The organism is Streptomyces sp. NPDC002577, assembly GCF_053594815.1.
Window position 1 is genome coordinate 288,770 of sequence record NZ_JBSFWK010000004.1, and the last position, 24,784, is coordinate 313,553.

Annotated in this window: 19 protein-coding genes; 11 read left to right on the top strand and 8 right to left on the bottom strand. The window is 70.7% G+C overall.

Annotated features, from left to right (window positions below; translation table 11 throughout):
* Positions 1-173 precede the first annotated feature (173 nt).
* Together ACWD4J_RS08890 and ACWD4J_RS08895 are read left to right on the top strand one after the other, a co-directional pair.
* A complete protein-coding gene (locus tag ACWD4J_RS08890; RefSeq protein ID WP_451394610.1) occupies positions 174-1,427 on the top strand; it encodes an aminotransferase class I/II-fold pyridoxal phosphate-dependent enzyme in 1,254 nt (417 codons plus the stop codon).
* Between the two features lie 398 nt (positions 1,428-1,825).
* Entirely contained in the window at positions 1,826-3,058 is a 1,233-nt protein-coding gene (locus tag ACWD4J_RS08895) for an MBL fold metallo-hydrolase (protein ID WP_451394611.1), read from the top strand.
* Between the two features lie 43 nt (positions 3,059-3,101).
* Here the strand turns inward: ACWD4J_RS08895 and ACWD4J_RS08900 are convergent, their stop codons facing one another.
* Both ACWD4J_RS08900 and ACWD4J_RS08905 read right to left on the bottom strand, forming a co-directional pair.
* Positions 3,102-3,725, bottom strand: coding sequence for a DedA family protein (locus ACWD4J_RS08900; RefSeq protein ID WP_451394725.1), 624 nt, complete (start codon positions 3,723-3,725; stop codon positions 3,102-3,104).
* Between the two features lie 50 nt (positions 3,726-3,775).
* Positions 3,776-4,618, bottom strand: coding sequence for an MBL fold metallo-hydrolase (locus tag ACWD4J_RS08905; protein ID WP_451394612.1), 843 nt, complete (start codon positions 4,616-4,618; stop codon positions 3,776-3,778).
* Between the two features lie 82 nt (positions 4,619-4,700).
* On the opposite strand from ACWD4J_RS08905, the gene ACWD4J_RS08910 reads away from it, so the two are divergent.
* From ACWD4J_RS08910 to dnaK, 4 genes are all read left to right on the top strand, one after another.
* Positions 4,701-5,135 carry a hypothetical protein gene (locus ACWD4J_RS08910; RefSeq protein ID WP_451394613.1) on the top strand — a complete coding sequence of 145 codons (435 nt, stop codon included), beginning with the start codon at positions 4,701-4,703 and terminating at the stop codon, positions 5,133-5,135.
* A gap of 153 nt (positions 5,136-5,288) precedes the next feature.
* Positions 5,289-7,427 (top strand): phage holin family protein, encoded by a 2,139-nt coding sequence (locus ACWD4J_RS08915; protein WP_451394614.1) that lies wholly within the window; start codon positions 5,289-5,291, stop codon positions 7,425-7,427.
* Positions 7,428-7,520: 93 nt separating this feature from the next.
* Complete coding sequence (locus tag ACWD4J_RS08920) at positions 7,521-7,949, top strand: OsmC family protein (protein ID WP_451394615.1); 429 nt, start codon at positions 7,521-7,523, stop codon at positions 7,947-7,949.
* Positions 7,950-8,113: 164 nt separating this feature from the next.
* Positions 8,114-10,006: a molecular chaperone DnaK gene (gene dnaK, locus ACWD4J_RS08925; protein ID WP_451394616.1), complete on the top strand. Its 1,893-nt coding sequence runs from the start codon at positions 8,114-8,116 to the stop codon at positions 10,004-10,006.
* A 91-nt stretch (positions 10,007-10,097) separates the two neighbouring features.
* Here dnaK and ACWD4J_RS08930 read toward each other — a convergent pair whose 3' ends face one another.
* Positions 10,098-11,579, bottom strand: coding sequence for a hypothetical protein (locus ACWD4J_RS08930; protein ID WP_451394617.1), 1,482 nt, complete (start codon positions 11,577-11,579; stop codon positions 10,098-10,100).
* Positions 11,580-11,665: 86 nt separating this feature from the next.
* Complete coding sequence (gene narI, locus ACWD4J_RS08935) at positions 11,666-12,388, bottom strand: respiratory nitrate reductase subunit gamma (protein ID WP_451394618.1); 723 nt, start codon at positions 12,386-12,388, stop codon at positions 11,666-11,668.
* Positions 12,389-12,543: 155 nt separating this feature from the next.
* Between narI and ACWD4J_RS08940 the strand changes: the two genes are divergently transcribed.
* On the top strand, positions 12,544-13,740 hold the full coding sequence (locus ACWD4J_RS08940; RefSeq protein WP_451394619.1) for an RNA-guided endonuclease InsQ/TnpB family protein: 1,197 nt from the start codon (positions 12,544-12,546) through the stop codon (positions 13,738-13,740).
* 69 nt (positions 13,741-13,809) lie between these two features.
* On the opposite strand, the gene narJ is transcribed toward ACWD4J_RS08940, so the two are convergent.
* From narJ to ACWD4J_RS08955, 3 genes are read right to left on the bottom strand one after another with little or no spacing between them, the layout of a single operon-like run.
* Entirely contained in the window at positions 13,810-14,376 is a 567-nt protein-coding gene (gene narJ, locus ACWD4J_RS08945; RefSeq protein ID WP_451394620.1) for a nitrate reductase molybdenum cofactor assembly chaperone, read from the bottom strand.
* Complete coding sequence (gene narH / locus ACWD4J_RS08950) at positions 14,373-15,983, bottom strand: nitrate reductase subunit beta (RefSeq protein WP_451394621.1); 1,611 nt, start codon at positions 15,981-15,983, stop codon at positions 14,373-14,375. Before narH ends, narJ begins: the two co-directional genes overlap by 4 nt.
* Position 15,984: 1 nt before the next feature.
* A complete protein-coding gene (locus ACWD4J_RS08955) occupies positions 15,985-19,680 on the bottom strand; it encodes a nitrate reductase subunit alpha (protein WP_451394622.1) in 3,696 nt (1,231 codons plus the stop codon).
* Between the two features lie 134 nt (positions 19,681-19,814).
* On the opposite strand from ACWD4J_RS08955, the gene ACWD4J_RS08960 reads away from it, so the two are divergent.
* From ACWD4J_RS08960 to ACWD4J_RS08975, 4 genes are all read left to right on the top strand, one after another.
* Entirely contained in the window at positions 19,815-20,147 is a 333-nt protein-coding gene (locus ACWD4J_RS08960) for a YnfA family protein (protein ID WP_451394623.1), read from the top strand.
* A gap of 148 nt (positions 20,148-20,295) precedes the next feature.
* The gene (locus ACWD4J_RS08965) at positions 20,296-20,601 is read left to right on the top strand and encodes a 4a-hydroxytetrahydrobiopterin dehydratase (protein ID WP_451394624.1); all 306 of its coding nucleotides are present in this window, start codon (positions 20,296-20,298) and stop codon (positions 20,599-20,601) included.
* A 24-nt stretch (positions 20,602-20,625) separates the two neighbouring features.
* Positions 20,626-21,339, top strand: a complete 714-nt coding sequence (locus ACWD4J_RS08970) for a class I SAM-dependent methyltransferase (protein ID WP_451394625.1) — start codon at positions 20,626-20,628, stop codon at positions 21,337-21,339.
* A gap of 196 nt (positions 21,340-21,535) precedes the next feature.
* Positions 21,536-23,350: a rhamnogalacturonan lyase gene (locus ACWD4J_RS08975; protein WP_451394726.1), complete on the top strand. Its 1,815-nt coding sequence runs from the start codon at positions 21,536-21,538 to the stop codon at positions 23,348-23,350.
* Positions 23,351-23,492: 142 nt separating this feature from the next.
* Here the strand turns inward: ACWD4J_RS08975 and ACWD4J_RS08980 are convergent, their stop codons facing one another.
* On the bottom strand, positions 23,493-24,707 hold the full coding sequence (locus ACWD4J_RS08980) for a glycosyltransferase (RefSeq protein WP_451394626.1): 1,215 nt from the start codon (positions 24,705-24,707) through the stop codon (positions 23,493-23,495).
* Between the last annotated feature and the right edge of the window lie 77 nt (positions 24,708-24,784).

Below are 24,784 nucleotides of genomic sequence, written 5' to 3' on the forward strand. Positions count from 1 at the left end.
AGGCCATGAGGAGCCCGCGGGACTGGACGGAACGGTACGGAACAGGACGGGACGGATAGGCGTCGGGTTCTACGCCGGAACAGGCGTCACAAGGGCCGTACGGACGACGGTGGGAACAGAGACCGAACGGTGACGGGCACGGGAAGCGACACGTGACTGCGCGGAGGTAGTACATGCGGCGGAGGCGGACGGCCCCAGGGGGACACGGCCCCGTCCGGTACGGCCCGCCGATTCCCGAGCAGGGTCTGCCGGTGCTGCCCGAGCTCTCCGCGGTGCTGGCCGCGGCGGCGGGCGCAGCCCACGCGGAACCGTCCGGCGGTGGACCCGCACTCCTCGACGCCGTCGGCGGCTACTGGGAGCGCCGCGGCCTGTCCTGTGGGCCGGGCCATGTCGCCGCGGCGCCCGGCGCTCCGGCGCTGCTCCTCGCGCTGACCGGCGCACTCGCCGGCGACGTGTTCCTGCCGCGCCCCTGCCCCGCCTGGTGGGCGCCGACGGCGCGACTGCTCGGCAGATCGGTGTTCCACGTGCCGACACCCGCCGAATGCGGCGGCATCCCCGATCCGTACGCGCTCCTGGAGACCGTACGCCGGGTCCGCGCCGAAGGCGGCAACCCGCGGGTGCTCGTGCTCGGCGTCGCGGACGACCCCACGGCCACCGTGCCGCCGCCGGAGGTGCTCCACGAGACCGTCGAGGCCGCCGCGGGCGAGGGCCTGCACATCGTCAGCGACGAGACGTGGCGCGACACGGTGCACCGGCCGCACGAGACCGTCGTCGTGAGCCCGGCCGACATGCTGCCGGGGCATGTCACCGTCCTGTGCGACCTCTCCGGGGCGCTGCTGCCCACCGGCTGGCCCGCCGCCATCGCCCGCTTTCCCGCCACGGAGGGCGGCTCGGACCTGCGGAACCGGGTGCTCGACGTGCTCACCGCGATCGGAGCCCGCGTTGCCACGCCGACCGCTGCGGCCGCGGCGTACGCCCTCGGTGAACCCGAGGTGGTCACGGCGCGGCTGGCCGCGGAGGTGCGGGTGCACGCGCGCGTGGCCGCCGCCGTGCATCAGGCCGTGCTTGCGGCGGGCGGACTGGCGCTGCCTCCGCAGGCCGGGCGCCATCTCTACGCCGACCTCGGCCCGTTGCGGTCCGCTCTCGCCGAGCGCGGTGTCAGCGACGCGCAGGAACTCGAGGACTTCCTCACCCGGCGCCTCGACCTGCCCGTGCCGGGCGGCCACCGCTTCGGCGACCACATCGGCGAGTTGCGCGTACGGCTGTCCACAGGGCCGCTCCTCGGGGCCACGGAAAAGGAGCGGGCCGAGTCGCTCACGGCATCGGACCCCCTGGAATTGCCGTCTGTGGAGCGTGCGTTGAGCATGTTCGGATCGGTACTGGACGATCTCCGCGCCGACGCACAGCGATGGGAGCCGCCTCGATGACGCAGGACCACCGGTCGACGATGCAGTCCGACGAACCGTCGGAACGCCGCTCCACCGGGGCGGGCACCGATCCGGGAAGGTCCGCCGGCCCGCGCGCGTCCGAGCGCGAGGCATTAGCCAGGCCCGATGCATCTGCCGAATCCGCCGCGGCCGCCCAGCAGGCGGCCCGCGACGAGCCGGCGGCCCCCGACTCGTCCGGCGGGCCGGACGCACCTGGCCGACCCGCGCCCGCTGCTCACGGGGGTCACTCCGCCGGGGTCATCGGTGCGTCCGCTTCCCATGAGGGCGACGCGCCCGGACGGGCCGATGCTCACGACTGGGCCGACGCGCCTGGACCGGCCGCCGCCCGTGACGGGGCCGACAGACGCGGAGGGCCTGCCGGCCGGGACGGCGCTGACGTGTCCGGTCGGTCCGCGGCACACGGGAGTGCTGAAGCGCCCGGACGGCCCCTCGTCCGCGCTGAGGCCGGGGCGATCGGTGGGCCCGCTTCCCACGGGGCCGACGCGCTCGGACGGGCGCCCGTTCACGAAGGGGCCGGCACGCACGGACGGCCCTCCGCCCCGGAGGGAGCCGAGGCCGACAGGTTCGTCCGGTCTGTCTCCCTCGACGCGACCGCGGTCCTCAGCCGTCCCCCCGTCGTCCTCCCCCCGCCCCGCCCCCTCGGCGAGATCCGTCTCTGGCCGAGGCCCTTCCTGGACCGGCTGACCGCGCCCCTGCCCGGGATCAAGGCGATTGCGCGGTTCGCCCGGGAAGGAGCCCTCCGGCCCCGGCCCGCAGGGCTTGCCGACATTCCGCGGCTGCCGTTCGAGCCGGGGCCGCTGCCCGTCGTGGACGCCGGCACCGTCGCCCTCACCTGGGCCGGGCACGCCAGCTGGGTGATCCGTATCGGCGGGCTCACCGTGCTCACCGACCCCGTCTGGTCCCGCAAGATCCTCGGCACCCCGGCCCGTATCACGCCGGTGGGCGTCGCCTGGGACGCCCTGCCGCCCGTCGACGCGGTCGTCATCAGTCACAATCACTACGACCATCTCGACGCCCCCACCATCGCCCGCCTTCCGCGCGACACCCCGCTCTTCGTGCCGGCGGGGCTCGCCCGCTGGTTCCGGCGGCGGCGCTTCACGCGGGTCACCGAGCTCGACTGGTGGGAGGCCGCTGAGACCGGCGGAGTGCGGTTCGACTTCGTCCCGGCCCACCACTGGTCCAAGCGCCGCCTCAACGACACCTGCCGCTCGCTCTGGGGCGGCTGGGTCCTCACCGATCCGGCCGGGCAGCGCGTCTACTTCGCCGGGGACACCGGCTACGGCCACTGGTTCTCGCGCATCGGCCACCGCTACCCGGGCATCGACGTCGCACTGCTGCCGATCGGTGCGTACGACCCCCGGTGGTGGCTCCGGGACGTCCACTGCAATCCGGAGGAAGCGGTTCAGGCGGCGCGGGATCTCGGCGCGCGGCGCATGGCGCCCATGCACTGGGCGACATTCATGCTCTCGGCCGAACCCGTCATGGAGCCGCTGATGCGGGTCCGGACCGCCTGGGAGAAGGCGGGCCTTCCGCGCGAGGACCTCTGGGACCTGCCGGTCGGCGGGTCGCGGGTTCTCGAGGGGGCAGCCCTGCGGCCCGTCGAGGCGTGACCCCAGCGCTCCGGCCGGACAGCCGGTCGGTCAGGGGCCAGGGTCAGGGTCGGGCCGGCGTTCTGCGCAGGCGCCGCCACACCGACGGCACCGCGCTGATCAGCAGCGTCAGCGCCACCGCCGCCACGACACCCTGCCACGGCTCCGGGAACAGGGAGCCGCCCAGAATGCCGATGACCTGGTACGTCGCCGCCCACGCGAGGCACGCCGGCACATCGCCGCGCGCGAACCGGCGCAGCGGCATCTCCGCGAGCAGACAGGCCAGCATCACCGGCAGCCGGCCCGCGGGCACCAGCCGCGACAGGACGAGCACCATCACCCCGTGGTCGTCGAGTTTCTGCTGCGCCTGGGCCAGCCGGTCCTCGGGCGCGCGGTTGCGGATCGCCTCCAGCCACCGCGACCCGTTCTTCGACCGCATCCCGCGCTGCCCCAGCCAGTACAGCGCCACATCGCCGAGGAACGCGGCCAGCGACGCCACGACGAAGACCAGCAGCAGCGAGAAGGGCGACGTCTGGTGGAACGCCACCACCGCCGCCGAACTGACCAGCGCCCCGGTCGGCACGACGGGCACCAGCGCGCCGATCAGCACCAGAAGGAACAGCGAGGGGTATCCGACCGCCTGCTGCGTGGACTCGGGCGGCACCGTCGACGCGGCAGCCGCGGCCAGTGGCAGATGAGCCGCGTACGCGAGTGCGAGCGAGCCGTGGAACACGTGGCTCACCGTGTCCTGCCCTCCGGCCTCGTCCTGCCCTCCGGTCCCTCGGACGGCGTCTCCGGGGAGGCACCGGAGGGCGTCGCTCCCGGCCGCACGCTCTCCCCGTGCCCGAGCAGGTGCACCGCCACCTCCGGCGCCCGCGCCGCGGCCAGCCGTACGAACTCGTCGCCCGGCGCGTGGAACTCGTGCGGCCGTACCGCGTCCATGCCGATCGGCCAGTACGTCCCGTAGTGCACGGGCACCGCGCTCCCGGCGCCGAGCCGGGCGAGCGCCTCGGCCGCGCGGCCCGCGTCCAGATGACCGTGGCCGAGATACGGGCCCCAGCCGCCCACGGGCAGCAGCGCCACGTCGACGTCGCCCACCTCCTTGGCCATGTCGTCGAACAGCCCGGTGTCCCCGGCGAAGTACGTTCGCGCCTCGCCGTCGATCACATAGCCGAGGGCGGGGGAGCGCTGCCGTCCGAACGGCAGCCGTCGCCCGTCGTGCAGTGCGGGCACGGTGCGTACGACGAGCTCTCCGATCACCGTCTCGTCCCCGGGCCGGACCTCCGTCAGATGCAGGTGGGTCAGCTTCCGCAGGCCGGGGACGGCCCGTAGCGCGCCGCGCGGCACCAGCAGCCGGGCACCTGGGGCGAGCCGGGCGAGCGACGGGAGGTGCAGATGGTCGGCGTGCAGATGCGAGACGAGCACCACATCGGCGACCGATGCCTCGGCGGACGGCAGCGCGCCGCGACGGCGCCGCAGATGCGCCAGGCGCCGCGCGAACAGCGGGTCGGTGAGCACGCGGGTGCCCGAGTCCTCGACGGTGCAGGTGGCGTGACCCCACCAGGTGATCTCCACCGGCACGCGTTCCTCCTTCAGGTAACTCCCCTCGAGCCTACGGGCAGCGGTAGGGTCAGCGGACCAGACCAGGGGTGAGGGGGACACCATGGAGGACGCCGGGAGTGCCGTCGAACGCGGACACCCCGTGCGTGTGACGGCGATCGCCAGCCTGACGCCTCTCGAGGAGCTGGACGCGGACCCGTTCCTGGTGGACTCGCGCAGCCAGCACGCGATGTGTGCCCGCTGGGCCGCCGAGCAGGGGTACGTCGTCACACGGGAGCTGGTCGTGCACGCCCTGCGTCCCGACCACCGAGTGCTGTGGGCGGACGTCGACGCGGGCGTGGTGGACCTCTTCGTCGCACCGAGCCGCCGCGTGCTGGAGCGCGCCCTGCGGTCCGTGGACGAGTTCACGGCCGAGTGCGCGCGGCGCGGGGTGCGCCTCGAGACGGCGGGGCTGGCCGAACCGGCGTACGACACGGAGATGAAGGCGCGGATCCACCGCCGGCTGTCGATGCCTACGGCGGGGTACGACGGCTGCTGAGCGGCTCGACCGCCGTACTCGTCCCAGCTCGGAGATCCTCGGACCCGTCCCCGAGCCCGTCGCCGGACGACCCCCCACCCCGCCTGTGAAAGGCTGGACGCCGGACATGGTCCGTCCGTCCGGGGCGGGCCGCGACGTGAGGTGAAGCAGGGCGTGGCGGACTGGCGGTGGCGGAGGGTCGGCAGCGCCTCGTGGCGCGTGATCGCCGTGTGGGCGGTCAGCACCGTCACCATGCTGGTGCTCGCGGGGATCCTGCCCGACTTCCGGCTGCAGTCCTCCGACGGCGACAGCGCCACCCGTATCGCGATCACGGCGGCGCTCGGCGCAGGTGCGTTCGGTCTGCTGTCGGTCCTGGTGTGGCCGCTGCTCGTCAGAGCGCTGCTGCTGGTGCCCGCCCTGGTCCTCGGGCTGCTCGTCTTCTTCCTCAACGGCTCGCTGCTGCTGGTCGCGATGCAGCTGAACCCGGCCGGCCGCGGCGAGGTCGCCCCCGAGACCGCCGTCGTGGTGGCCGCGGTGATGTCCGCGGTGGCGTCCGCGACGGGCACCGCGCTCGCCGTCCGTGACGACGACGCGTACCGCCGCAGGCTCTACCGGCTCGCCGACCGCCGGCGCAGGCGGGCCCTCGCCGGATCCTGCCCGGCCACGCCCGGCACCGTCTTCATCCAGCTCGACGGCGTCGGCCACGACGTGCTCCTCGACGCCGTCGGCAAGGGCCTCATGCCCACCGTCGCCGCATGGCTTGCGAAGGGCCCGCCGGGGGACGGCGGGGTCCCGGCCGCCGAACCGACCCACCGGCTCACCCCCTGGCGTACCGACTGGTCCAGCCAGACCGGCGCCAGCCAGCTCGGCATCCTGCACGGCACCAACCACGACATCCCGGCCTTCCGCTGGTACGAGAAGGACAGCCGCGAGGTCATGGTCTGCAACCGTCCCAGCAGCGCCGCCGAACTCCAGCGCCGCGCCATCGCGCACACCGGCGACGGAGGTCTGCTCACGCTCGACGGCGCCAGCCGCGGCAATCTGTTCAGCGGCGGCGCCGACCAGCTCGCCCTCGTCCTGTCGGTCTCCGCGCGCCGGGGCCGGGAGAACCGCTCCCGCGCCGGCTACTTCGCGTACTTCTCCGATCCCGCCAATGCCGTCCGTACCGCCATGTCGTTCGTCGCGGAGGTCTGCCGCGAGATCGGCCAGTCGACGCACGCCCTGCTCACGAAGCGGCGGCCGCGTGTCTCACGCGGCGGCCTGTATCCGTTCGTCCGGGCGTTCGCGACGGTCGTCGAGCGGGACGTCGTGGTCGCCGCGGTCATCGGCGACATGCTCGTCGGCCGCCGCGCCGTGTACGCCGACCTGGTGGCGTACGACGAGGTGGCGCACCACTCCGGGCCGCGCAGCCGCGACGCCGGGAAGGTGCTCCAGCGGCTCGACCGGTCCCTCGCGCTGATCGCGAAGGTCGCCGAGCACGCCCCACGGCCGTACCGCATCGTGGTGCTCTCCGACCACGGGCAGAGCCCCGGCGAGACCTTCCTCGGCCGCTATGGCCTCACCCTCGCCGACCTGGTCAGGGCCGGGTGCGGGCTGCCCGTGCGGCGCCGCGTCGAGCACACGCGCAGCGGGGCCGAGGCGCGGGCCGCGGTCCGTGCCGCGCTGAACCGGCCCGTCGAGGAGGACGAGGGGCAGCACCGCCCGTCCCGCCGTTCGGGACCCGTCGTCCTCGCGTCCGGCAACCTGGGGCTCATCTCCTTCCCGGACGTCCCGCATCGCATGACGCGCGAGGAGATCGACCGGCGCCATCCCGCGCTGCTGTCGACGCTCGCCAACCACCCGGGCATCGGCTTCCTGCTCGTCGACAGCGAGGAGCGCGGCGGGCTGGTGCTCGGCGCGCACGGCGCCGAGATCCCCCTGGAGGAGCTGGACGGGAACCCCGGGCCGCTCGCGGCCTTCGGTCCCGGCGCCGCCGACGCCGTACGCCGCACCCACTCCTTCCCGCGCGCCGCCGACATCATGGTCAACTCCTGGTGCGACCCCGAGGAGGGCCAGGTCCACGCCTTCGAGGAGCAGATCGGCTCGCACGGCGGGCTCGGCGGCGCCCAGGGCCAGCCCTTCCTGCTGTCGCCGTACGCACTCTCCGCGCCGGTCGACGACGGCCAGGAGCTGGTCGGCGCCGAACAGCTGCACAAGGTCTTCCGGCGCTGGCTGGGGGACGGCGACGGGCCCCAGGTTCCGGTGGGCGGACTCGAGGCGGTACGGGACGCGGTACGGGACGACGAGGAAGCCGTACGGGCAGAAGAGGCCTGAGCCCCGTTCTTGCGGGTGCGCCGGGCCTGCTTGTGATCGGATGGTGGTTACGGAACCCGGACTCGACACGGGACCTCACTGAAGGGATACATCGTGGCAACCACGCGCTCCGCACACACCGTCTGGGAAGGCAACCTGCTCGAGGGCAGCGGCGTCGTCACCTTCGACTCCTCCGGCATCGGCGAGCAGCCGGTGTCCTGGCCGTCCCGGGCCGAGAAGGCGAACGGCAAGACCAGCCCCGAGGAGCTGATCGCCGCCGCCCACTCCAGCTGCTTCTCCATGGCGCTGTCCCACGGCCTGGCGGGCGCCGGCACCCCGCCGACCCGGCTCACCACCTCGGCGGACGTCACCTTCCAGCCGGGTACGGGCATCACCGGTATCCATCTGACCGTCGAGGGCCAGGTGCCCGGCATCGACGAGGCCGCGTTCGTCTCGGCCGCCGAGGACGCCAAGAAGAACTGCCCGGTGAGCCAGGCGCTGGCCGGCACGACGATCACGCTGGACGCGAAGCTCGTCGGCTGAACACCGACCATTGACTCCGCATCGCCCGTGCCGCCGTACGGCTTCGACCGGACGGCGGCACGGACGGCCGCCTCCGGACCCCAGGGATTGACAAGTGGGCACTCAAGTTTTGAGCTGAGAGAGGAAAACCCCCGGGACCCCGGGTTCGGCGGAAGGGGACGGAGATGTCACGTGCGGTCGGAATCGACCTCGGTACGACGAACTCGGTGGTGGCCGTCCTGGAAGGCGGTGAACCCACCGTCATCCCCAACGCCGAAGGCGCGCGTACCACTCCCTCGGTCGTCGCCTTCGCCAAGAACGGCGACGTCCTCGTCGGGGAGGTGGCCAAGCGGCAGGCGGTCACCAACGTGGACCGCACCGCACGCTCCGTCAAACGGCACATGGGTGACGCCCACTGGCGCTTCCCCGAAGAGGGCTCCGTGGACGGCACCCGCTACACCGCACAGGAGCTCTCCGCACGCGTCCTGCAGAAACTGAAGCGGGACGCCGAGTCGTACCTGGGCGAGAACGTCACCGACGCGGTGATCACCGTCCCCGCGTACTTCGACGACGCCCAGCGCCAGGCCACCAAGGAGGCCGGCGAGATCGCCGGGCTCAAGGTGCTGCGCATCATCAACGAACCGACGGCCGCGGCGCTCGCCTACGGCCTCGACCGCGGCGAGGAGCAGACCGTCCTCGTCTTCGACCTGGGCGGCGGCACCTTCGACGTATCGCTCCTCGACATCGGCGACGGCGTCATCGAGGTGAAGGCCACCAACGGCGACACGCATCTCGGCGGTGACGACTGGGACCAGCGGATCGTCGAGCATCTCGTCAAGCAGTTCAAGAACGCGTACGGCCTCGATCTCGCGAAGGACAAGATGGCCCTGCAGCGGCTGCGCGAGGCAGCGGAGCGGGCGAAGATCGAGCTCTCCTCGTCGACCGAGACGACCGTCAACCTGCCCTACATCACCGCTTCTCCGGAGGGCCCGCTGCACCTCGACGAGAAGCTGACACGCGCCCAGTTCCAGGAGCTGACGGGGGATCTCCTCGACCGCTGCAAGACCCCCTTCCACCAGGCCGTCAAGGACGCCGGCATCGAGGTCTCCGCGATCGACCATGTGATCCTGGTCGGCGGCTCGACGCGTATGCCCGCCGTCACCGACCTGGTCAGGCAGCTCACCGGCAAGGACCCGCACAAGGGCGTCAACCCGGACGAGGTGGTCGCCGTCGGCGCCACGCTCCAGGCCGGCGTGCTCCGCGGCGACGTCAAGGACGTCCTGCTGCTCGACGTGACGCCGCTGTCCCTCGGCATCGAGACCAAGGGCGGCATCATGACGAAGCTCATCGAACGCAACACGACGATCCCCACCAAGCGTTCGGAGATCTTCACGACGGCCACCGACAACCAGCCGTCCGTCGGAATCCAGGTCTACCAGGGCGAACGGGAGATCGCCGCGTACAACAAGAAGCTCGGCGTCTTCGACCTCACCGGGCTGCCGCCCGCGCCGCGCGGCGTCCCGCAGATCGAGGTCACCTTCGACATCGACGCCAACGGGATCATGCACGTCTCGGCGAAGGACCTCGCGACGGGCCGTGAGCAGAAGATGACCGTCACGGGCGGCTCGGCGCTCCCCAAGGACGACATCGACCGCATGATGCGCGAGGCCGAGCAGTACGCCGACGAGGACCGCCGGCGCCGTGAGGCCGCCGAGACCCGCAACCAGGCGGAGCAGCTCGTCTACCAGACCGAGCGGTTCCTCGCCGAGAACGGGGAGCGGATCCCGGGCGACACGAAGTCGGAGGTGGAGGCGGCGGTCACCGAGCTGAAGGGGCTGCTGGAGGGCGGTGGCGAGGACACGGCGGCGCTGCGCGCGGGCGTCGAGAAGCTGGCCACCGTCAGCCAGAAGATGGGGCAGGCGATGTACACGCAGGCGCAGGCCGGGTCCGCCACCGCCTCCGGCGGTGAGAGCGGCACGGGTACCGGCACCGGTACCGAGGAGCCCAAGGCGGATGAGGACGTGGTCGACGCGGAGATCGTCGACGAGGACAGGGACTCGAAGGGCGGCGCGGCCTGAGCCGAGCGGGAACCGGCCCGTGCCCGAGTGTGCGCGGCGGCTGGGTGCCGCCGCGCACACCGGTGTGTGTGGGGGGTGGGCTATGGGGGGCTCAGCCGATGTCGAGGCGGGCCACCGTCAGCGTGGACACGGTCGGTGAGGCACCCGCGAGCGGAGTGCTGTAGCTGGGCGTGACGGCCGCGTAGGCCCAGGTCAGATCACCGTCCGGGAGTACGGCGATATCGCCCGCGATCCTCGCCTTGACCGTCTTGTCGGCCGTCAGGAAATTCCCGCTCCAGTCGATCAGCCGCAGATGCGTACCGGTGAAGGTCCCGGTGCAGGTGCCATTGGCGCACTTGGCGTTCTTCAGCGACTCCCAGGAGAGCAGCAGCTTGCTCTTCCCGTACGGGGCTATGTGCACGTTGACGTGTTCGGTGCCGGGGGCGGACGTGAGGTGGATCGGCTTGCCGGAGACCGTCGAGCGGTTCTTCAGGAAGGCCACCGTCACCTGATGGGTCTTCCACTTCGGGGTGACCGTCCAGCCGCGCCCGCTGGAGTCGTCGGGGTTCTTCTTCGCGGAGGCGGCGCCGCGCGAGGCGTACGCCGTGACATAGCGGCCGGTCGTCGTGTTCTTCACGATCTCGCCGGTGCGGCCCGCGTACGTACCGCCGCAGTAGCCCGCCCAGCACTGCTCGCGCTGCACGACGGGCGCGTTGTCCGGGGCTGCGATGCCCGTCGAGACCATCAGGCCGGAACGCCAGTCGTCGTGGCAGAGAGAGGTGAAGGCCCCGGTCTTCTCGGGGAACAGGGCGATGCCCTCGTTGTGGCTGCAGCCCCAGTCCCAGCCGCCGCTCAGCTTGCTGCCGCTGGAGCTGACGTACGTGAGCTTGTCGCCGTAGTGGCCGTCGGCGAAGCCGCCCGCTCCATGGACCACGAAGTACGCGCCGTACTTCGAGCCGTTCCACTTCAATTGCCCGTCCAGCACCGGGGAGGTGTCGTGGCTGGCCGTTCCGGTCAGCTTCTTCGTGAAGGCGCGAGTGCCGTTCTTGTAGCGGATGAGCGCCGCGGCCGTGTCGCCCCACTTGTTGGTGTCGGGGACGCGGGTGAGCAGCGCGAAGCCGTTGTTGTGGGCGACCAGACCGCCGACTTCCTTGGCGCCCTTGACGATCGTGTCCTTGCCGGAACGTTTCCCCGCGGCGGTGAGGGTGGTGACGTGGATGCCGTCGGACGCGGGCCAGGCGACGCGACGCGTGCCGTCGGGAGCGACGGCGGTGGTGACCCGGGTCCACTCCTTGGTGTTGTTGTAGCCCGCGGAGAGGTAACGCAACGTGGCCGGGAGCGAGACTGAGGTCGTGGTGATCCGCTCGGGGATGCTGCGGGCGGCGGCAGCGGTCGTGCTCGTGCCGGTGCTGCCAGTGCCAGTGCTGGTGCTCGTGCTGCCAGTGCTGGTGCTGGTGCTCGTACTGGAGTTGGTGCCGGTGCCCGCCGCCGACGCCGTCGCGTAGACCGCGAGTGCGGCCACTGCCGTGCCCGCCACGGTGAGGGCGAGCCGCTTTCTGCGGCCGGTGGAGCGGTGTCTCGTACGTCGTGCCATGAGGTGCGTCTCCCGGACGTTCGGTGCTGGTCGTCCAGGAGTCGCCGTCACGGCCGGAAAGGTTGCCGCCGTCTTGCCGCCGTTCGCTACACCTTCGTCCGCTCCCACCCCCGTCTCTCCGGCCGGGCACCCAGCTGCTCCGGATCACGCGTGCGATACACCACGTACGGCCGGAACAGGTACTGCACCGGGGCGCTGAACATGTGGACGAGGCGGGTGAAGGGCACCATGGCGATGAGGACCATGCCCACCACCGCGTGGATCTGGTACATCACCGGCACGCCCGCCATGAGGTCCGTCTTGGGCTGGAGGGTGAACAGGCTGCGTGCCCAAGGAGCGATGGTCGTCCGGTAGTTGTAGCCGTCGCCGGTGACGTGCATCAGCTTGGCGACCATGCCGAGCACGATCGCGGCCAGCAGCACCAGGTACATCAGCTTGTCGTTGGCGGTCGTGGCGCGGAACACCGGGGCCTTGGTGCGCCGCCGGTACAGGAGCAGCGCGATGCCGGCCAGGGCCAGCACGCCGGCCGCCGTCCCGCCGTACAGCGAGAGGAGGTGGTACGTGTGCTCGTTGAGGCCGATGCCGTCCGTCCACGACTCCGGCACGAACAGGCCCACCAGGTGGCCCACGAGCACGAAGAGCATGCCGTAGTGGAACACCGGTGACGCGATGTTGAGCAGCTTCGACTCGTAGATCTGCGACGAGCGAGTGGTCCAGCCGAACTTGTCGTAGCGGAACCGCCAGATCGTGCCCGCGACAAGCAGCACGAAGGCGATGTACGGAAGGACCCCCCACAGCAGTGTCTTCATCTGGATTCCTTCGTGGATGCCCCTGCCTTGAGGCGGGGGAGGAAACGGACTCCTGAGGAGCAGGGCAGGGAAGGACGATTCGCCGCCATGGCGGATCGCCGTCTGCCACCAACTACCGGCAACAGCCCACAATTTGACGTGATAGTTTGTGAGGTGTGGCCACTCACGTGAAGCGGGCGTTCAAGTACCGCTTCTACCCGACCGATGTGCAGGCAGCCGAGCTGTCGCGCACGTTCGGCTGTGTGAGGAAGGTCTACAACCTGGCGCTCGCCGCCCGCACTGAGGCGTGGGCGCGGCAGGAGCGGGTCAACTACAACGCCACTTCGGCGATGTTGACGGCGTGGAAGAAGACCGAGGAGCTGGCCTACCTGGGCGAGGTGTCGTCGGTCCCGCTCCAGCAGGCGCTGCGGCACCTGCAGGTCGCGTTCGCCAATTTCTTCGGCAAACAGGCCAAGTACCCGCGTTTCAAGTCGCGGAAAAAGTCCCGTAGGAGCGCGGAGTACACCACGTCCGCGTTCCGCTTCCGGGACGGGAAACTGACGCTGGCGAAGATGGCGGAACCGCTGGACATCGTGTGGTCCCGGCCGCTCCCCGAGAGGGCCACACCGTCCACGGTGACCGTGTCGCAGGACAGCGCGGGGCGCTGGTTCGTGTCGATGCTGTGTGAGGACCCCGGGGTGCAGCCGCTCCCGGCCACGGATACGGCGGTCGGTATCGACGTGGGTCTGGATCATCTGCTGACCTTGTCGACCGGGGAGAAGATCGCCAACCCGAGGCACGAGCGACGCGATCGCGCGCTTTTGGCGAGGGCCCAGCGGGAGCTGTCCCGGAAGGCCAAGGGTGACGGGGCGAACCGGGCCAAGGCCCGGCTCAAGGTCGCCCGCATCCACGCCCGCATCACCGACCGGCGACGCGACGCGTTGCACAAGCTGACCACTCGACTCGTGCGCGAAAACCAAACGCTCGTGATCGAGGACCTGACCGTGCGCAACATGGTCAAGAACCGGAGCCTGGCCCGTGCCATCAGTGACGCGGCGTGGGCACAGTTCCGGAGCATGCTGGAGTACAAGGCGGCCTGGTACGGGCGGGAAGTGATCGCGGTGGACCGCTTCTTCCCCTCGTCCAAGCTGTGCTCCGCCTGCGGCACCTTGGCTGACAAGATGCCGCTGAACGTCCGTACCTGGACGTGCGACAGCTGTGGTACGACCCATGACCGGGACGTGAACGCGGCGAAGAACCTTCTGGCCGCCGGGCTGGCGGTGTCTGTCTGTGGAGCTGGTGTAAGACCTCAACGGAGAACTCCGGGCGGGCAGTCGGCGACGAAGCAGAAAACCCCACGGCGCGAGCCGTAGGAATCCCACTCGTTTACGAGGGGGAGCAAGTCAAGAACGCTCTCCCGTGAAAAAACTCGTACTCAACTCTCACTGTCGGCCGGCTCCGAAGGGCTCCAGGCCCACTTCCTCGTGCGGCGGGCCCGACCGGGCCAGTGCCAGCGCCTCGGCCCGGTCCTTCGGGGACGGGCCCGGCAGGGTGGCGCACACCGCGCCCAGCACGCGCGCGTACGGCGTGCCGAAGTCCGTGAGGGCGAGCCGCAGCAGCTCAAGCCCTGCGCGGTGCTCCTCGAGCAGCGCCGGCCCGGCCTGTGCCGAGAACTCCAGTACCACCGGCAGGAAGTCAGGCAGCTCCTCGCCGGTGAACTCCAGGCCGTACGCCCGATAGGTCTCCTTGAAGCGGACCAGCGACATGCCGCGCCGTCGCGTGTCACCGTCCCGCCACCAGCTCAGGTACAGGCTGTGCCGGTTCTTGAAGTCGAAGACCTGGACGTAGTGCGCGGCGAGGTCCGCGGGGGCCTCCGCCTCCGCGTGGTCGAGGAAGCCGCCCAGCTCGGGGGCGGCGGCCCGCAGCAGCGGCAGCCGCTCGCGGAACTCGTCGTCGGGATAGCCCAGGCAGTGCGCGGCGGCCTGGTACAGCACGGCGGGGGAGGTCACGGTGGCTGCTCCTTCAATTCGCTCTCCTCGTCGGCCTTCTGCCGCTTTTTCAGTACGTGGAAGTTCTCCACGGAGACCAGCGGCAGGTGTTTGCGCCCGGAGTCCTGGCCGAAAGGACCGTCGCCGCCCATGCCGGGGCCGCCCTCGTAGTCGAGGCTGCAGGAGTCCGGCAGCGCCGTCTCCTCCAGGCGGGCCGCTTCGCCGACCGCAGCGGTCGGGATGACGTAGCGCTCTTCGTACTTGGCGATGGCGAGCAGCCGGTACATCTCCTCGATGGTCTGCGCGTCCATGCCGACCGACGAGGCGATGGAAGGGCCCGGCTGATCCCCGAGGTTGATCGCCCGCATGTGCGAGCGCATGGCCGCGAGCTTCTCCAGCGACGCCCGTACAGGACCCACATCGCCCGCGGTGAACAGCTCCGCCAGATACTCGAGCGGGATGCGGAGCGTGTCGATGGCGCCGAAGAGGTTGCCCGCCTCCTCACCGTCGAAGCCCGTCTCCGCCAGCGCGTCCACGATCGGCGACAGCGGCGGGATGTACCAGACCATCGGCATCGTGCGGTACTCGGGATGCAGCGGCAGGGCGACCCTGTACTTGCTGATGAGGGCGTGCACGGGGGAGCGGCGCGCCGCCTCCATCCAGTCGTACGGGATTCCGGCCTCCTCGGCCGCCCGCTGCACACCCGGGTCGTGAGGATCGAGGAACACCCCCAGCTGGGCCTCGTACAGCGCCTTGTCGTCCTTCACGGAGGCGGCCGCGGTCACCTTGTCCGCGTCGTACAGCATCACGCCGAGATAGCGCAGCCGCCCCACGCAGGTCTCCGAGCAGACCGTCGGCAGGCCCACCTCCACGCGCGGATAGCAGAACGTGCACTTCTCGGCCTTGCCGGTGCGGTGGTTGAAGTACACCTTCTTGTACGGGCAGCCGGTGACGCACATGCGCCAGCCGCGGCAGTGGTCCTGGTCGACCAGCACGATGCCGTCCTCGGCCCGCTTGTACATGGCGCCCGACGGGCAGGACGCCACGCACGACGGGTTCAGGCAGTGCTCGCAGATCCGCGGCAGGAAGAACATGAACGTCTGCTCGAACGAAAACCTGACCTTCTCCGCGGCCTGTTCACGGACCTTGGCGACGATCGGGTCGAGGTTCCCGTGCTCGGGTGCGCCCGCGAGACTGTCGTCCCAGTTCGACGACCACTCGATCTTCATCGGTTTGCCGGTGATCTGCGACAGCGGCTGCGCGACGGGGAAGTCGTCGCCGAGCGGCGCGTCGGTGAGGTTCTGGTAGTCGTACGTCCAGGGCTCGTAGTAGTCCTTGATCTCCGGCAGCACGGGGTTGGAGAAGATCCCCGCGAGTTTGCGGAACCGGCCGCCGCCCTTGAGCTTGAGCGCGCCCCGCTTGTTCAGCTCCCAGCCGCCGCGCCACCGCTCCTGGTCCTCGTACCGGCGCGGATAGCCCTGTCCCGGGCGGGTCTCGACGTTGTTGAACCAGACGTACTCCATGCCGGTGCGGTTGGTCCACGCCTGTTTGCAGGTCACCGAGCAGGTGTGGCAGCCGATGCACTTGTCGAGGTTCATGACCATCGCGATCTGGGCCATCGGGCGCATGTCAGTACTCCACCTCCTGCGAGCGGCGGCGGATGACCGTCACCTCGTCGCGCTGGTTGCCCGTCGGGCCCAGGTAGTTGAACCCCCACGACAGCTGCGCGTACCCGCCGATGAGGTGCGACGGCTTGAGGAGCACGCGGGTCAGGGAGTTGTGGATGCCGCCGCGCTTGCCGGTCGTCTCGGTCTTCGGGACGCTCACGGTGCGTTCTTGGGCGTGGTGCATGTAGACCGTGCCCGGCGGCATCTTGTGCGAGACGACCGCGCGGGCCACGACCACGCCGTTGCGGTTGACGGCCTCGATCCAGTCGTCGTCCCGGACGCCGATCGCGTCCGCGTCCTGCGGGGACATCCAGATGTTCTGGCCGCCGCGGGAGAGCGACAGCATGAACAGGTTGTCCTGGTACTCGGAGTGGATCGACCACTTGTTGTGCGGCGTCAGGTAACGGACCGTCACCTCACGCTGGCCGTCGGGACCCAGCCGCGGCTCGCCGAACAGCCGGTTCATGTCCAGCGGCGGCCGGTAGACGGGCAGTGCCTCGCCCAGCTCGTGGATCCAGTCGTGATCGAGGAAGAAGTGCTGCCGCCCGGTGAGCGTGTGCCAGGGCTTCAGATGCTCGGTGTTGAGCGTGAACGCGGTGTAGCGGCGGCCACCGGACTCGCTTCCCGACCACTCCGGCGAGGTGATCACCGGCACCGGCGCGGCCTGCGTGTCCGCGTACGAGATGCGCTTGCCCTCGTGCTCGGCCGCCAGATGCGCCATCTCCTGCCCGGTGCGCGCCTCCAGGGTGTGGAAACCCTGGGTGGCCAGGCGCCCGTTGGTCGTACCGGACAGCGCCAGGATGGTGTTCGCCGCCTTCACGGCCGTGTCCAGCGCCGGGCGCCCGTCGGCGGGCCCACCGCGTACGACACCGTTGCGGCCCTTGAGCTCCTCCACCTCCTGGTCGGGCCGCAGGGCGATGCCCTTGACGGGCAGTCCCAGGTTCTCCACCAGCGGGCCCAGCGCGGCGAACTTGGCGCCGATCGCCGTGTAGTCGCGCTCGACGACGGCGAGGTTCGGCAGGGTCCTGCCGGGCTCGGGATCGCACTCGCCCCGCTTCCAGTCCAGGACGACGCCGCCGGGCTGCGCGGTCTCGCCCGGAGTGTCGTGCTGCAGCGCGGTCGCGACGACGTCCCGGCGGACACCGAGATGGCCCACCGCGAGCTCACTGAGCCTGCGGGCCAGCGCGTGGAAGGTGTCGAAGTCGGTGCGGGCCTGCCACGGCGGGTCCACGGCCGGCGAGAAGGCGTGCACGTAGGGGTGCATGTCCGTGGTCGACAGGTCGTGCTTCTCGTACCAGGTCGCGGCGGGCAGCACGACGTCCGACAGGAGTGTGGACGAGGTCTGCCGGAAGTCGAGCGAGAGCAGGAGGTCCAGCTTTCCCTCGGGTGCCTCGTCCCGCCAGGTCACGTCCCTCGGCCGTTCGCCCTCTGCGGCCTCCTCGGCCCGCAGCGACGAGTGCGTGCCCAGCAGGTGCTTGGTGAAGTACTCCGCGCCCTTGGCCGACGACCCGAGCAGATTGGCGCGCCACAGGGTCAGCACGCGCGGCCAGTTCTGCGGCGCATCCGGGTCCTCGACCGCGAACTTCAGTTCACCGGTTCTGAGCTGCGCCACGACCTGCGCGACCGGGTCGCCGAAGGCGTCGCCCAGGTCGAGCGGATTGCGGTCGAACGTCGGGTACGACGGCATCCAGCCGGAGCGCGCGGACAGCGCCAGGCAGTCGACGCCCGTCATGCCCGCGAACTGCCCGCTGCCCAGTGGCGACGCGTGCACATCGGCTGCGAACCTGTCGTAGCGCCACTGGTCGGTGTGCAGGAACCAGTACGCGGCGCCGATCATCTGCCGCGGCGGCCGTTGCCAGTCGAGTGAGCCCGCGAGTGTGGCCCAGCCGGTGAACGGACGGCACTTCTCCTGGCCGACGTAGTGCGCCCAGCCGCCGCCGTTGCGGCCCTGGCAGCCGGTGAGCTGCAGCAGCGCGAGAAAGGTGCGGTAGATCGTCTCCGAGTGGAACCAGTGGTTCGTTCCGGCGCCCATGAGGATCATGCAGCGGCCCCGCGACTTCTCGGCGGTCCGCGCGAACTCACGGGCGATCCGTACCGCCTGGGCGGCGGGAACCGAGGTGTGCACTTCCTGCCAGGCCGGGGTGCCGGGCGCGTCCGCGTCCTCGTACGACGACGGCCAGTCACCCGGAAGACCCGGCCGACCGACCCCGTACTGCGCGAGCAGCAGATCGAAGACCGTGGTGACCAGGACACCTCCCGCCCCGCCGATTCGGGCGGCCGGGACGCCGCGGCGCAGGACCTCGCCGCGACCCTGCCCGTGCTCACCGCCCTCCGTGTCGAAACGCGGCAGCAGCACCTCGACCGGCAGCGCGCCGAACGTGCCGTACAGGGTCAGTCGCGGGCTGATGTCGCCCAGATCCAGGTTCCAGCGGCCCTTGCCCGAGTCCGTCCAGCGGAAGCCGAGCGAGCCGTTCGGGACGGCGGGCTGCCCGGTGGCCGCGTCCAGGACGACGGTCTTCCACTCCGCGCCCTCCCCGGCCTGGTCGAGATCGGCGGCGCGCAGGAACTTCGACGGCACGTACGCCCCGTCCCGTTCGGTGAGCGTGACCAGGAACGGCAGATCCGTGAACTTCCGTACGTAGTCCGCGAAGAACGGCGTCTCGCGGTCGACGAAGAACTCCTTGAGGACCACATGGCCCATCGCCAGCGCGAGCGCCCCGTCGGTGCCGGGATGCGGATGCAGCCACTCGTCGGCGAACTTGGCGTTGTCCGCGTAGTCCGGCGAGACGACCACGACCTTCTGGCCGCGGTAGCGGGCCTCGGCCATCCAGTGTGCGTCGGGCGTCCGCGTGACGGGCACGTTCGAGCCCCACATCATCAGATACGCCGCGTCCCACCAGTCACCCGACTCCGGTACGTCGGTCTGGTCGCCGAACACCTGCGGCGAGGCGACCGGCAGGTCCGCGTACCAGTCGTAGAAGGACAGCATCGGCGCGCCGATCAGGCCCATGAAACGGGCCCCGGCCGCGTGCGACACCATCGACATCGCGGGGATGGGCGAGAACCCCGCGATCCGGTCCGGGCCGTACGTCTTGATGGTGTGGACGTGCGCCGCCGCCACGATCTCCACGGCCTCGTCCCAGGTGGCCCGCACCATGCCGCCCTTGCCGCGCGCCCGCTGGTACCTGCGCCGCCGCTCCGGGTCGCCCTGGATGTCCGCCCACGCCAGCACCGGGTCCTTCAGCCGCTGTTTGGCCTCCCGGTACATCTCGAGGAGCACGCCCCGGAGGTACGGGTAGCGCACGCGCGTTGGCGAATACGTGTACCAGGAGAAGGCCGCACCCCGGGGGCAGCCGCGCGGCTCGTACTCGGGGCGGTCCGGCCCCACCGACGGATAGTCGGTCTGCTGGGTCTCCCACGTGATGATGCCGTCCTTGACGTACACCTTCCAGCGGCACGAGCCCGTGCAGTTCACACCGTGCGTCGAGTTCACGACCTTGTCGTGGCTCCACCGGTCCCGGTAGAAGGCGTCCCCCTGCCTGCCGCCTTTGATCTGCACACTGTGCAGATCAGGGGCCGGAGTCCCGTGCCGGAAGAACTTCCCCGTACGCAGGAGCACCGCACCCGGTTCGGCGGGGGTCCCAGTGGTCTGTGTCACCGTGAGCTCCCTTGGTGGACCATGTCTCGAAACGTAGGCGCGGTGCGGGACGGCCACCTGCTCACTGCGTCCGTACGGGTTACCGTGCTGGTGTTCACCACTGTTCGCTCTCGCCGGAAAGACCACCTGCCGCCGTGCTCGTCGCCCGCTCCATCGCCCTGTTCGTCGTCGCCGCCCTCTTCGAGATCGGGGGTGCCTGGCTGGTCTGGCAGGGCGTCCGTGAACACCGCGGCTGGATCTGGATCGGCGCCGGCGTCATCGCCCTCGGCCTGTACGGCGTGGTGGCCACCTTCCAGAGCGACGCGAACTTCGGCCGCATCCTGGCCGCGTACGGCGGCATCTTCGTCGCCGGCTCGATCGCCTGGGGCATGATCGCCGACGGCTACCGCCCCGACCGGTTCGACGTCACCGGCGCGCTGATCTGCCTTGCCGGCATGGCCGTGATCATGTACGCGCCCCGCGGCTGACCGTCGCCTGGACACGAGGACCACCGTCAGGCATGCAGGCATGCAGGCATGCAGGCATGCGGGCATGCGGGCATCCAGGCGTGTACGTCGTCACGCAGTGGTACGAGGTATATGTGGTCGTACGTCGTTGTACGGAAGGAGCGTGGCCATGACCCTCGAGCCGCTGTCGCAGAAGGACATCGAGGACCGGCTCACCGAGCTGCCCGGCTGGTCGCTCGACGGCGACCGCCTCGCCCGCTCGTACCGGCTCGGATCCCATTTCGCGGCCACCGCGCTGGTCGTGCACATCGCGCAGGTCCAGGACGCGCTCGACCACCACTCGGACCTCACTCTCGGCTACAACACGGTCTCCCTTACCGTGAACACCCACAGCGTGGGCGGCGCCGTCACCGAACTCGACTTCAAGCTGGCGCACAAGGTGGAGGAGCTGGCGGCGGGGCACGGCATCCGCTGAGTGGCGCGGAGACAGGGGGGCGGAGTGCTCGACTACGACAAGGAAGCCGCGGTCTACGACGATACGCGCGGGGGCGAACCGAGGGCGCAGGCCGCTGCCGAGGCCGTCCTCGGACTCGTCCCCGCCGCCTCCCGCACCCTGCTCGATGTGGCGTGCGGCACCGGCCTGGTGACCAGCAGGCTGACGCGGGCCGGGCTGCGGGCGCTGGGTGTCGACATCTCACCCGGCATGCTGAGCGTGGCCGCGCGGCGTCTGGACGGCGCCGTGGTGCTCGGCGACAGCCGCCGGCTCCCGTTCGCCGACAGTTCGTTCGACGCGGTCACCGCCGTCTGGCTGCTGCACCTGCTGCCGGACGCGGCGCCCGTGGTCGCCGAGGCCGCACGTGTGCTGCGGCCGGGCGGGGTCTTCGTGACGACCGTCGACAAGAATGCCGCACACGAGACGGGCAGCGACCTCGACGCACTCGTCGCGCCGCACCGCTCGGCAGTCGCCGCCGACGCGTCCGCCCGCATCACCGAGTACGCCGCCGCACACGGCCTGCGCCCGTGCGGCGAGGCCCGCTTCCGGGGCCACGGCCAGGGCCGTACTCCGCGCCGCCTCGCCCACGACATCCGGCGCGGCAGGGTGTACGCGACGGGCGGCACCGCCCTCGCGGAACGCGTCGAGGCGCTGCCGGACCCGGACACCCCGCGCGCGGAACCCGTGTACCGGCTCAGGGCGTTTCGCCGCGACGCCTGAGGGCCTCGGGATTTCCTGGAATTCCCCACCGGCAGCGGCAACTCCCGTGCACCGAGCGGCAACTGAGGGACCGGAACCCATCCGTTTCCCTCGGGAGGAAACCGTGCCAACCGAGCACCCACACGAGCAACTGAACGCGTATCCGCACCACCGCAGACGCCGCGTCTTACGCGCCCGCGTTCTCCTCACGGCCGTCGTGGCCGGTGCGATGGCGGCCGCCGGGCTCACCGCGCTGTCGGGCACGTCTTCCGCGGCGACGGCCCGGCAGGCCGAGAAGCTGGACCGGGGCGTCGTCAGCGTCCACACCGACAGCGGCAACCTCGTGACCTGGCGCTGGCTGGGCACCGACCCGGACGATGTGTCGTTCAACGTCTACCGGGCCGGTACGAAGGTCAACTCGTCACCGATCACCGGCTCCACGAACTTCTTCCACTCCGGCGCGCCCGACTCGGCCGACTACACGGTCCGCGCGATCGTGAACGGCGTCGAGCAGGGCGACTCGGTGCACGCCATCCAGTTCCGCGGCGGCTACAAGGACGTGCCGATCACACCACCCGCGGGCGGCACGACACCGGACGGCGTGGCCTACACCTACGAGGCCAACGACGCCTCCGTCGGCGACCTCGACGGCGACGGCGCCCTGGACTTCGTCCTGAAGTGGCAGCCCACCAACGCCAAGGACAACTCGCAGTCCGGCTACACCGGCAACACCATCATCGACGGCATCAAGCTGGACGGCACCCGCCTGTGGCGCATCGACCTGGGCAAGAACATCCGCTCGGGCGCGCACTACACCCAGTTCCAGGTGTACGACTACGACGGCGACGGCAAGGCCGAGGTCGCCATGAAGACGGCCGACGGGACGGTCGACGGCCAGGGCACCACCATCGGCAGCGCGAGCGCCGACTACCGCAACTCCAGTGGTTACATCCTGTCCGGGCCCGAGTACCTGACCATGTTCAACGGATCGACGGGCGCCGCGATGGGCACCGTCGACTACGTCCCGGCCCGCGGCACGGTGTCGTCCTGGGGCGACAGCTACGGCAACCGCGTGGACCGGTTCCTCGCGGGAACGGCCTATCTGGACGGCGCCCGCCCGTCCCTCATCATGGCCCGCGGCTACTACACCCGTACGGTCATCGCGGCCTGGGACTGGCGGAACGGCGCCTTCACCCGCCGCTGGACCTTCGACACCAACTCCTCCACGAACACCGGCAAGGGCTTCGACGGGCAGGGCTCGCACAGCCTGTCCATCGGTGACGTCGACAACGACGGCAAGGACGAGATCGTCTACGGAGCGATGGCCGTCGACGACAACGGCTGGGGCCTGTGGACGACGAAGACCGGGCACGGCGACGCCCAGCACCTGGGCGACTTCGACCCCTCCACGTCGGGCCTGGAGTACTTCAAGGTGTCCGAGTCGAGCTCCCAGCCCGCCGAGCTCTACATCAACCCGGCGAACGGAGCCATCCGCTGGCAGCTCGATTCCTGCTGCGACAACGGCCGCGGTGTCGCGGGAGACATCTACGCGGGCAACGACGGCGCCGAGATGTGGTCCGCCTCCGACTCGTACATCCGCGACGAGGCCGGCGCCACGAAGGGCCGCGAGCCGTCCTCGGTGAACTTCCTGTCCTGGTGGGACGGCGACACCACCCGCGAACTCCTCGACGGCACCCACATCGACAAGTACGGCACGTCGTCCGACACCCGTCTGCTGACGGGCTCCTCCGTCCACTCCAACAACGGCACCAAGGCGACACCGTCCCTGTCCGGTGACATCCTCGGCGACTGGCGCGAGGAGGTCGTCTGGCCGACCAGCGACAACACCGCACTGCGGATCTACTCCACACCGATCGAGACCAGTACGAAGATCACCACACTGCTCCACGACACGATGTACCGCACGGGCCTCGCATGGCAGAACACCGCGTACAACCAGCCGCCGCACCCGAGCTTCTTCATCGGCAACGGCATGGCGACGGCACCGCGACCGTCCATCACCACGCCCTGAGCTGGGGATACGGCCCCGAATCGCGAGACGTCCCGCCTTGCGCCCACCCCACATCGGGGTGGGCGCTTGCGCTGTCAGGTGTCGCAGCCGACGCCGAGGGGGAGCGGGAGAGTGCCGCCTCCTCCGATGGAGACGGTCCCGCTCAGCCGGCCGCGTCGAGCAGCAGCTGCGCTGCTACCGACGCCCCGTCGGTGCGGATCGTGCCGGCCACGGCGGCCGCTCGTGCGCGGGTCTCGGGGGTCAGGGCCGTCTCGAGCGCGGCCGAAAGGGACTCGACGGTCGGAGTCGGACCGTCGTGTGCCGCGCCGATGCTCAGCTCGGCCACCCGGCCGGCCCAGTACGGCTGGTCCCCGATCTGCGCCACCACCACCTGGGGCGAGCCCGCCACGGCGGCCGTCGTGGTCGTGCCCCCGCCGCCGTGGTGGACGACGGCGGCCACCCGCCGGAACAGCGACTGATGGTTGACCTCGCCGACGACGAAGCAGTCGTCCCGGTCGTCGATCAGGGCCAGGTCGGCCCAGCCGCGCCCGACGAGCACCCGGCGGCCCTGCGCGCGCACCGCTTCGATGGCCACCCGGGCGACGTCCGCCGAGCCGCGCATGACCATGCTGCCGAAGCCCACGTACACCGGCGGTGCGCCGGCCTCAAGGAACGCCACCAGCTCGTCCGGAAGCGGGCGTTCGTCCGGCAGAATCCACGCGCCGGTCTGCACCACGTCGAGGTCCGTCAGCTCCTGACACGGCGCCAGGACCGGGTCGGACGCCAACCACGGCCGGTCGGTGAAGACATGGTCACGGACGTTGTCCACCGGCGGCAGGCCGATCGACGCCCGGTGGCTGTTGAGCGTCTCGCCGTACAGCGCGTTCGCCTTCTGGGCGTCCCGATCCCACAGCACCCGGTTGTCGGTCACGTCCGGTGGAAGCGGCGGGCCCGGCCGCGGCGGCGGGTAGTGCGGCGACGGCAGTACGATCGGCTGGAAACACGCGAACACGTAGCGGATGCCCAGTTTCTCGGTCACCGACCGCACACCGACCGGCATTATGCCGGTCGCCACCAGCGCGTCACATCCCTCGGCCGCCGCGGCGATCGTGTCGAAGTGCACGGCGATCAACTCGCCCGCGACCTGGAACGGATCCGCCGCCTTCGCACCGCTCACCCACGAGCGCACCGACGGCCCGAAGGGCACCAGCGGCACACCGGCACCGTCCAGCAGCTCCGCGAACTCCTCGTCCGGCGGCGCGCACACCCGCGCCTCGGCGCCGCGCGCCTGTAGCGCCACCGCGAGTCCCGCCATCGGTTCGACGTCTCCGCGGGACCCATAGGTCACCAAAAGCGTATGCACTTCGTGAATCCCCATGTCCGAAGTTTCTGGCCTCGAGCCCCCCTGGTGCCGCGGATCACCAGGTCGTGCGGCGTGCACTCGAAGATGTCGCA

What these genes read in the sequence shown, in the direction of transcription:
- ACWD4J_RS08890 (WP_451394610.1), top strand. Translation starts at nt 174, where the DNA reads ATGCGGCGGAGGCGGACGGCCCCAGGGGGACACGGCCCCGTCCGGTAC.
- dnaK (WP_451394616.1), top strand. Translation starts at nt 8,114, where the DNA reads ATGTCACGTGCGGTCGGAATCGACCTCGGTACGACGAACTCGGTGGTG.
- narI (WP_451394618.1), bottom strand. Translation starts at nt 12,388, where the DNA reads ATGAAGACACTGCTGTGGGGGGTCCTTCCGTACATCGCCTTCGTGCTG.
- ACWD4J_RS08910 (WP_451394613.1), top strand. Translation starts at nt 4,701, where the DNA reads ATGGAGGACGCCGGGAGTGCCGTCGAACGCGGACACCCCGTGCGTGTG.
- ACWD4J_RS08980 (WP_451394626.1), bottom strand. Translation starts at nt 24,707, where the DNA reads ATGGGGATTCACGAAGTGCATACGCTTTTGGTGACCTATGGGTCCCGC.
- narH (WP_451394621.1), bottom strand. Translation starts at nt 15,983, where the DNA reads ATGCGCCCGATGGCCCAGATCGCGATGGTCATGAACCTCGACAAGTGC.
- ACWD4J_RS08930 (WP_451394617.1), bottom strand. Translation starts at nt 11,579, where the DNA reads ATGGCACGACGTACGAGACACCGCTCCACCGGCCGCAGAAAGCGGCTC.
- ACWD4J_RS08965 (WP_451394624.1), top strand. Translation starts at nt 20,296, where the DNA reads ATGACCCTCGAGCCGCTGTCGCAGAAGGACATCGAGGACCGGCTCACC.